This is a genomic window from Streptomyces sp. NPDC059564, assembly GCF_042735575.1.
In the GTDB taxonomy this organism is placed as follows: domain Bacteria; phylum Actinomycetota; class Actinomycetes; order Streptomycetales; family Streptomycetaceae; genus Streptomyces.
Window position 1 is genome coordinate 20,352 of sequence record NZ_JBHWBP010000080.1, and the last position, 8,010, is coordinate 28,361.

The following is an 8,010-nucleotide window of genomic DNA, read 5'->3' on the forward strand; positions in this document are numbered from 1 at the left end:
GGAGCCGCCTGATGCGCTTCCGCCACCCGGACGGCACCGCCGTCCACCTCGCCTACTGCACCAACGTCCACCCCGCCGAAACCCTCGACGGCATCACCGCCCAGCTCGCCGCCCACGCCGAACCGGTCCGCCGGGCCGCCGGGGAGTCCGTCATCGGCCTCGGCCTGTGGCTGCCCGTCGACGCGGCGGCGACCCTCGCCGCCGACCCCGCCGCCGTCACCCGGCTGCGCCGCGAGCTCACCGCCCGCGGACTGGAGACCGTCACCCTCAACGGCTTCCCCTACAAGGGCTTCCACGCCCCCGTCGTCAAGCGGGCGGTGTACTACCCGGACTGGTCCGAGCCCGCCCGCCTGGACTACACCCTGAACCTGGCCCGGGTCCTGGCCGGACTGCTGCCCGACGACGCCGAACGCGGCTCGGTCTCCACCCTGCCGCTGGCCTGGCGCACCGCCTGGTCGCGCACCCAGCGGGCCGCCGCGATGCGCCAGCTCGACGCGCTCGCCGCCGGGCTGCGCCGGATCGAGGCGGAGACCGGCCGGACCGTACGCGTCGCCGTCGAGCCCGAGCCGGGCTGCGTCGCCGAGACCACCGCGCAGGCCGTCGAGGCCCTCAAGGGCGTCGACCACGACTGGATCGGGCTCTGCCTGGACGCCTGCCACCTCGCGGTCGCCCACGAGGAGCCGGACACCGCCGTCGCCGAGCTGCTGACGGCCGGGCTCCAGGTGGTCAAGGTCCAGGCGTCCAGCGCCCTCCAGGCCGCCGACCCCGCGGACCCCCGGGTCCGGGAGGCCCTGGCCGCCTTCGCGGAACCGCGCTTCCTGCACCAGACCCGCGAACCCGGACCGGCCGGCTCCGGCCTGCTGGGCTCCGACGACCTCGGGCCCGCCCTGGCCGGGGCGCTGCCCGCCGAGGCGCCCTGGCGGATCCACTACCACGTGCCGCTGCACGAGGAGCCGGCCCCGCCGCTCGCCTCCACCGGGCCGGTGCTGCGCGACACCCTGCGGACCCTGTTCGGAGGGGACCACGCCGTCACCGACCACATCGAGGTGGAGACGTACACCTGGTCGGTGCTGCCCGAGGGCAGCCGGCCGGTGGGCGACGCCGGACTGGCCCGGGGCATCGCCGCCGAACTCCGCTGGACCGCACGGGAGCTGACCGCACTCGGCCTGACCCGGGACGCCCCCGACGCCCCCGCCCGTCCCGCCGCGCAGAAGGAGCCCGGCTCATGACCCCCTCCGCCAAGAGGAAGACGGCCGTCCTGTGCACCGTCGGCCTCACCCCCCGGCTGCTGCCGCACATGCCGAACGTACGGGCCATCGGCGAGCAGGGCTTCGCCGCCCCGCTCGACACCGTCTTCCCGGCGGTCACCGCCACGGTCCAGGCCACCCTCACCACCGGCACCCTGCCCCGCGAACACGGGGCCGTCGGCAACGGCTGGTACTTCCGCGACCACGGCGAAGTCATGATGTGGCGCCAGCACAACGCCCTGGTCCGGGGCGAGAAGGTCTGGCAGGCCGCCCGGCGCGCCGACCCGGACCACACCACCGCCTACCTGTGCTGGTGGTGGGCGATGGGCGCCGACGTGGACACCGTCCTGACCCCCCGCCCCGTCTACCACTACGACGGCCGCAAGGCCCCGGACTGCTACACCGTCCCGGCCGGACTGCGCGACGAACTCACCGCCTTCCAGGGCGAGTTCCCGCTCTTCAACTACTGGGGTCCGACCGCCTCCCTCACCTCCACCCGGTGGATCGCCGGCGCCGCCCGGCACGTGGCCGACACCCGCGACCCCGACCTGTCCTTCATCTACGTCCCCCACCTCGACTACGACCTCCAGCGCTACGGCCCCGACAGCCCCGAGGCCGTCCGCGCCGCCCGCGAGGCCGACGCCGCGCTCGGCCCGCTCCTCAACGACCTCCGCGAACGCGGCACCACCGTCGTCGCGCTCAGCGAGTACGGCATCTCGCCCGTCAGCCGGCCCGTCGACATCAACCGCGCCCTGCGCCGCGAGGGACTGCTGTCCGTCTACAGCCAGCGCGGCATGGAGTACCTCGACCCGTACACCTCGCGGGCGTTCGCCGTCGCCGACCACCAGGCCGCCCACGTCTACGTGGCCGACCCGGGCGACATCCCGCGCGTGCGCGACGTGCTGAAGTGCCTGGACGGGGTCGACGAGGTCTGGGACCGCACCCAGCAGGCGGACTACGGCATCGACCACCCGAACGCGGGCGAGCTGGTGGCCGTCTCGGAGCCCGACGCCTGGTTCACGTACTACTACTGGCTCGACGACCGGCGCGCCCCCGACTTCGCGCGCGGCGTCGAGATCCACCGCAAGCCCGGCTACGACCCGGCCGAGCTGTTCTTCGACCCCGCCGATCCGGCGGCCAAGGCGAAGGCGGCCCTCGCGGTGCTGAAGAAGAAGGCGGGGATGCGCGCACCGCTCCAGGTGGTGCCGCTCGACCCGGGGTGCGTCCGCGGCAGCCACGGACGGCTGCCCGACGACGACCGGGACGGACCGCTGCTGCTCTGCTCGGACCCGTCCCAGGAACGCGCCCGCTACCACGCCACCGAGGTGAAGGACCTGCTCCTGCGCCTGGGTGGACTGACCTGACAACGCCCTCAAGGGGGGAGAGGAGGATCCGATGACCAGCCAGACCCTGGCCGCCGTCCGCGGCCGCATCGACCACACGCACGGCACGGGAGTGCTGCCCGTACCCGAATCGGCCGCACGGGAGGCGGCCCGGCTGAAGGCCACGGGCGAGGCCCACGTCTGGTGGTGGCTGCTCGAAGACCGCGTCGACCAGGCCGACTTCGACCTGCTCGACGAGGTCGAGCAGGTCCGCGCCCGACGCTTCCGGCACGAGAAGGACGCCGCCGCGTTCGCCCGGACCCGGGCCGGAGCCCGGCGCGCCATCGGCGAACTGCTGGGCGTGGACGCCCGTACGGTGGCCCTCGGCCGCCGCGTCTGCCCCGGCTGCGGCGACCTGGAGCACGGCCCGCCGGCCGTCGCCAGTCCCGCCGTCGGGCTCGCGCTGAGCCTGACCCGTACCAGCGGCTGCGGGGTGCTGGCCCTGCACGCCGGTGACTGGATCGGCGTGGACATCGAGGCGCTGCGGCCGGTCGAGTCCGGGTCCCTCGCGAGCGTGGTGCTCGCGCCCGCCGAGCACGCGTACATCCTGTCGCTGCCCGCCGGGCCCGAGCGGACCGCCGCGTTCCACCGGGTGTGGACCCGTAAGGAGGCCGTGCTCAAGGGAGTCGGGCTGGGGCTGCTCGGCATCGACCTCAACGCCCTGGACGTCCGGCCCGGCAAGCCCGGCCCGGTCGAGGTGGACCACGGCTACCAGGGGGAGGTCAGCAGCTGGCAGATCGACGACCTCGACCTCGACGGGAACTGGTCGGCCTCCCTGGCCCGGCCCGTCGACGGCTCCCCGCTCGGCGAGGTCCACCGCCACCGCCCCGCGTAGGCCCTGCGGCCGCCCGTCCCCGGACCCGCGCCCGGCCCCCTTCACCGGGTCCGCGCGCGGGTCCGGCGGACCACCCCGTACGGAGCACCGACCCTCCCCGGAGCACCCCATGGCCCACCCCACCCTGCACCCCACCACCCCACCCGCCCCCACCGCGCCCGCCGCCGGGCCCAGGGCCGGGTCCGCGCCCGCGTCCGCCGGTGCGGCCGGTGTTGCCCCCACCGCGCCCGCCGCCCGGTCCGGGGCCGTGTCCGCCACCCCCCTCGCCCCCGCCCGGCCCGGGCAGGCGCCCACCGCGCCCGCCGCCCGGGCCGGGGCCGTGTCCGACGCCCCCCGCACCCCCGCCCGGCCAGGGCCTCCGCACACGCCCGCCCCCGGGGCCCGCGTCGTGGCCACCGGGATGCTCGCCGTCGCGCTGTCGCTGTCCGCCGGCGCCCTCGCGGGCGGGGCCCTCCAGGAGTTCCTGGACCGCATGGCCGGGGTCTTCGCGCTGGTCTCGCTCTCCGTCTCGGTGATGCTCGGCGTCGCCTCCGTCTTCCGCGACGTCCTGCCCCCCGCCCTGCGGCAGTTCGCCCAGAACGCCCACCGCGCCGCGGGCCTGGCCGGCGTCGGCTTCCTCCTCGTCCACATCGGCGTCAAGGTCGCCGGGGAAAGGATCGCCGCGAGCGACGCGCTCCTCGGCAGCGGGAACCTCCTGGTCGACCTCGGCTCCCTCGCCGCCCAGCTCTTCGTGCTCGCCCTGATCACCGGCCTGTGGCGGGGCGTCTTCGCCACCCGCCGCTGGATCCGCCCCTTCCGGTTCCTCCACGGGCTGGCCTACGCCGCCTGGGCCGCCGGGATCGTCCACGGACTCGGCGCCGGCCGCACCCCCGCCCCGTGGGTCACCGTCGGCTACGGCCTCTGCCTCGCCGCCACCGCCGCGGCCCTGGCCTACCGCTGGGGGAGGGGCCGGCGCCGCTGAACCGACCGCACCCGTACGCACGTTTCCGGCCGCAGGCACTCCGCCCCCGGCCGAAAACGCGTACCCCGGGGCTTTTCGAGTAGAGGGAATATAGGGCCGCCGTCCAGGATCGGTCGCGTTGCATCCGCCATTTCTCGCGGATGAGGCTGCTGACATTCCCCCCTCACAAGCTTTGGAAGGACTGGTCGCGCATGAGGACCGAGACGAACAGGCTCCGCGGGCAGAACGGCGCCGGGTCCCCGGGGTTCGCGCTGCGCCTGGACGGCGTCGTGAAGGAATACGGAAAGGCCGGACGCGGAGTGCGGGCCCTGGACGGGGTCTCGGTCGGCATCGAGCGCGGTTCGTTCACGGCCGTCATGGGACCCTCCGGTTCCGGAAAGTCGACCTTCCTGCACTGCGCCGCGGGCCTCGACAAGCCGTCGAGCGGTTCCGCCTACATCGGCGACACCGAACTCGGGGGGATGAACGAGACCCAGCTGACGAAGCTGCGCCGCGAGCGCATCGGCTTCGTCTTCCAGGCCTTCAACCTCATCCCGGCGCTGTCGGTGCGCCAGAACGTCGAGCTGCCGCTGCGCCTGGCCGGCGAACGCCTCGACCCCGCCTGGCTGGAGGAGATCCTCACGCGCGTGGGCCTGGGCGGCCGTGCCACCCACCGCCCCGCCGAGCTCTCCGGCGGCCAGCAGCAGCGCGTGGCGATCGCCCGCGCCCTGATCACCCGCCCCGACGTCATCTTCGGCGACGAGCCCACCGGCGCCCTCGACACCGTGACCGCCAAGGAGATCCTCTCCCTGCTGCGCTCCTGCGTCGACGAGACCGGCCAGACCGTGGTCATGGTCACCCACGACCCGGTGGCCGCCTCCTACGCCGACACCGTCCTCTTCCTCGCCGACGGCCGGATCGCCGACCGCATGCAGGCCCCCACCGCCGACCGCGTCGCCGACCGCATGACCCACCTGGGAGCGTGGGCCTGATGCTGCGCTATGCCTTGCAGACCCTGCGCGCCCGCAAGGGCGGCTTCATCGGGGCGTTCCTCGCCCTCTTCTGCGCGGCCGCCCTCGTCACCGCGTGCGGGATCCTCCTGGAGACGGGCCTGAGGGGGACGATCGGCACCGAGCGCTACGCCGGCGCCCCGGTGATCGTCGGCGGCGACCAGAACGTCCACCAGGTCACCGTCAAGCAGAAGGGCGACAAGACCAAGACCAAGAAGAAGGAGAAGCCGCTCGGCGAGCGCGTCTGGCTGCCCGCCGACACCGTCACCCGGGTCGCCTCGCTGCCCGGCGTCCGGGCCGCGCTGCCCGAGATCACCTTCCCGGCCTACGCCGTCACCCCCAAGGGACAGGTCGTCCCGGGCGTCGACGGCAAGCCCTCGTACGGGCACTCCTGGACCTCCGCCGCCCTGACCCCCTTCACCCTGGCCGAGGGCGCGGCCCCGGTCGGCGCCGACGAGGTCGTCATCGACCGCGAACTGGCCCGCCGGGCCGGGATCAAGCCCGGCACCGAGCTCACCGTCCAGGCGACCGGCTCCCCGCGCACCTACCGCGTCACCGGCATCGCCGCCCCCGCGGGCGCCGACCTCGAGCAGCAGACCTCGCTGTTCTTCTCCGACGCGGAGGCCGACCGGCTGTCCGGCCGGGCCGGACAGGTCGCCGTCGTCGGCGTCCTGCCCAAGGACGGCGTGTCCACGTCCGAGCTCGCCGCCCAGGTCAGGCAGGCCCTCGACGGGACCTCCGCGCAGGTCGTCACCGGCGGCGAGCGCGGCCCGGTCGAGTTCCTCGACGCGGCCAAGGCCCGGATCAAGCTGGTCTCCATGGGCGGCGCCATCGGCGGCACCTCGCTGCTCGTCGCGATCCTGGTGGTCGTCGGCACCTTCGCCCTCTCCATCCAGCAGCGCTACCGCGAACTCGCCCTGCTGCGCGCCATCGCGGCGACCCCCAAGCAGATCCGCCAGCTCATCGGCCGCGAAGCACTGATCGTCGGCGCCTTCGCCGGTGTGCTCGGCTCGATCACGGGCCTGCCCATCGCCTACTGGCTGCACGGCAAGTTCGTCGGCTTCAAGGCGATCCCCGACACCCTCGAAGTCACCTTCAGCGTCTTCCCGTTCTTCGCGGCCATCGGCGCGGCCCTGCTGGGCGCCTGGGCGGCGGCCCGGATCTCCGCCCGCCGCACCGCCCGCATCCGCCCCGCCGAGGCACTGTCCGAAGCGGCCATGGAGCAGCGCAACGTCGCCTGGGGCCGGCTCGGCGCGGGCGTCGGGTTCCTGGCCGGCGGGATCGTCCTCCTCGCGGTCCTCGCCGCGCTGCGCAGCGAGCCCGCGTCCACCCCGGTGACCTTCCTGTCGGTCGTCGTGCTCTCGGTGGCGGTCTCCCTGCTCGGGCCGCTGATCGCCCGGATCGCGGTCGGCGTCCTCGGGGTCCCGCTGCGCGCCTCCCGCGTCGGCGGTTACCTCGCCACGGCCAACGCCCGCGCCAACACCAAGCGGGTCGCCGCGGCGGTCACCCCGCTCGCCCTGCTGATCGGCATGGCCTGCACGGTCTTCTTCGTCCAGACCACCATGGGCGCGGCGGCCACCGCCCAGGCCCAGGCCGGCAACAAGGCCGACTGGGTGGTCGGTTCGGCCGGCCCCGGCGTGCCCGCCCAGGCCGCTGAGAACCTCCGCCGCGTCCCGGGCGTCTCGGCGGTGACCGAGGTCGTACGCACCTCCGTGCGCGTGGGCCTGGAGAAGTACCCGGCGCAGGGCGTCTCCACCGAGGGCCTGACCCGCACCTGGGACCCGGGCGTCACCGGCGGCAGCCTCGACGGCTTCGGCGCGCAGAGCGTCGCGCTCAGCGACGTCGCCGCCGACAACCTGGGCAAGAAGCCCGGGGACAAGCTGAAGCTGACCCTCGGCGACGGCACCGAGACCGAGCTGACCGTCGCGGCCGTCTACGACCGCGGCCTGGGCTTCGGCGACCTGACGATGTCCCACGAGCTGGTCTCCCGGCACGTCGACAACCCGCTGGCCTCCTCGCTGCTGGTCAAGACCGCCGACGCGGGCAAGCCCGGCCGGGCCGAACTGCAGAAGGCCCTCGGCGGCCTGCCCGGCGTCGGCGTCCTCGACCGCGACCAGGTGGAGGACCTCCAGGCCGAGGTCCAGCAGTCCAACGCCGAGGTGAACTACGTCGCGATGGGCCTGATCATCGCCTTCACCGCCATCGCCGTGGTCAACACCCTGGCCATGTCGGTGTCCGACCGCACCCGCGAGTTCGCGCTGCTCCAGCTCGTCGGCACCACCCGGCGCCAGGTGATGCGCATGCTCCGCATCGAAGCGGCCCTGGTGATCGTCATCTCCTCGGTCCTGGGCACCGGCATCGCCTTCGCGGTGCTCACCGCCTTCAGCGTCGGGATGACCGGCTCCGCGTCCCCCTCCATCGACGGCTGGATGTACCTCGGCGTCCTGGGCTTCGCGGCACTGCTGACGGCCCTGGCCACGCTGGTCCCCGGCCGGCTCGCCCTGACGGGCCGCCCCGCGGACGTCATCGGCTCACGGCAGTAGGAACCACCGACGGCCGGAGGGCCGGCCCCCCCAAGGCCTCTCTCATATACACA

The 8,010-nt window shown here is 74.5% G+C and carries 6 protein-coding genes; all 6 read left to right on the forward strand.

Features of this window, described 5'->3' with window-relative positions; all coding sequences use genetic code 11:
- Window positions 1-11: 11 nt before the first annotated feature.
- On the forward strand, window positions 12-1,229 hold the full coding sequence (eboE, locus tag ACFV0Q_RS16490) for a metabolite traffic protein EboE (RefSeq protein ID WP_385005793.1): 1,218 nt from the start codon (window positions 12-14) through the stop codon (window positions 1,227-1,229).
- Window positions 1,226-2,611, forward strand: coding sequence for an alkaline phosphatase family protein (locus tag ACFV0Q_RS16495; protein ID WP_385005795.1), 1,386 nt, complete (start codon window positions 1,226-1,228; stop codon window positions 2,609-2,611). Before eboE ends, ACFV0Q_RS16495 begins: the two co-directional genes overlap by 4 nt.
- Window positions 2,612-2,642: 31 nt before the next feature.
- Window positions 2,643-3,464 carry a 4'-phosphopantetheinyl transferase family protein gene (locus ACFV0Q_RS16500; RefSeq protein ID WP_385005797.1) on the forward strand — a complete coding sequence of 274 codons (822 nt, stop codon included), beginning with the start codon at window positions 2,643-2,645 and terminating at the stop codon, window positions 3,462-3,464.
- 109 nt (window positions 3,465-3,573) lie between these two features.
- Window positions 3,574-4,425 (forward strand): hypothetical protein, encoded by an 852-nt coding sequence (locus ACFV0Q_RS16505; protein ID WP_385005799.1) that lies wholly within the window; start codon window positions 3,574-3,576, stop codon window positions 4,423-4,425.
- A 191-nt stretch (window positions 4,426-4,616) separates the two neighbouring features.
- Window positions 4,617-5,396, forward strand: coding sequence for an ABC transporter ATP-binding protein (locus tag ACFV0Q_RS16510; RefSeq protein WP_385005801.1), 780 nt, complete (start codon window positions 4,617-4,619; stop codon window positions 5,394-5,396).
- On the forward strand, window positions 5,396-7,957 hold the full coding sequence (locus tag ACFV0Q_RS16515; RefSeq protein ID WP_385005803.1) for an ABC transporter permease: 2,562 nt from the start codon (window positions 5,396-5,398) through the stop codon (window positions 7,955-7,957). Before ACFV0Q_RS16510 ends, ACFV0Q_RS16515 begins: the two co-directional genes overlap by 1 nt.
- Window positions 7,958-8,010 lie beyond the last annotated feature (53 nt).

Coding starts and splice junctions, on each gene's coding strand:
- ACFV0Q_RS16510 (WP_385005801.1), top strand. CDS start 4,617: ATGAGGACCGAGACGAACAGGCTCCGCGGGCAGAACGGCGCCGGGTCC.
- ACFV0Q_RS16505 (WP_385005799.1), top strand. CDS start 3,574: ATGGCCCACCCCACCCTGCACCCCACCACCCCACCCGCCCCCACCGCG.
- ACFV0Q_RS16515 (WP_385005803.1), top strand. CDS start 5,396: ATGCTGCGCTATGCCTTGCAGACCCTGCGCGCCCGCAAGGGCGGCTTC.
- ACFV0Q_RS16495 (WP_385005795.1), top strand. CDS start 1,226: ATGACCCCCTCCGCCAAGAGGAAGACGGCCGTCCTGTGCACCGTCGGC.
- eboE (WP_385005793.1), top strand. CDS start 12: ATGCGCTTCCGCCACCCGGACGGCACCGCCGTCCACCTCGCCTACTGC.
- ACFV0Q_RS16500 (WP_385005797.1), top strand. CDS start 2,643: ATGACCAGCCAGACCCTGGCCGCCGTCCGCGGCCGCATCGACCACACG.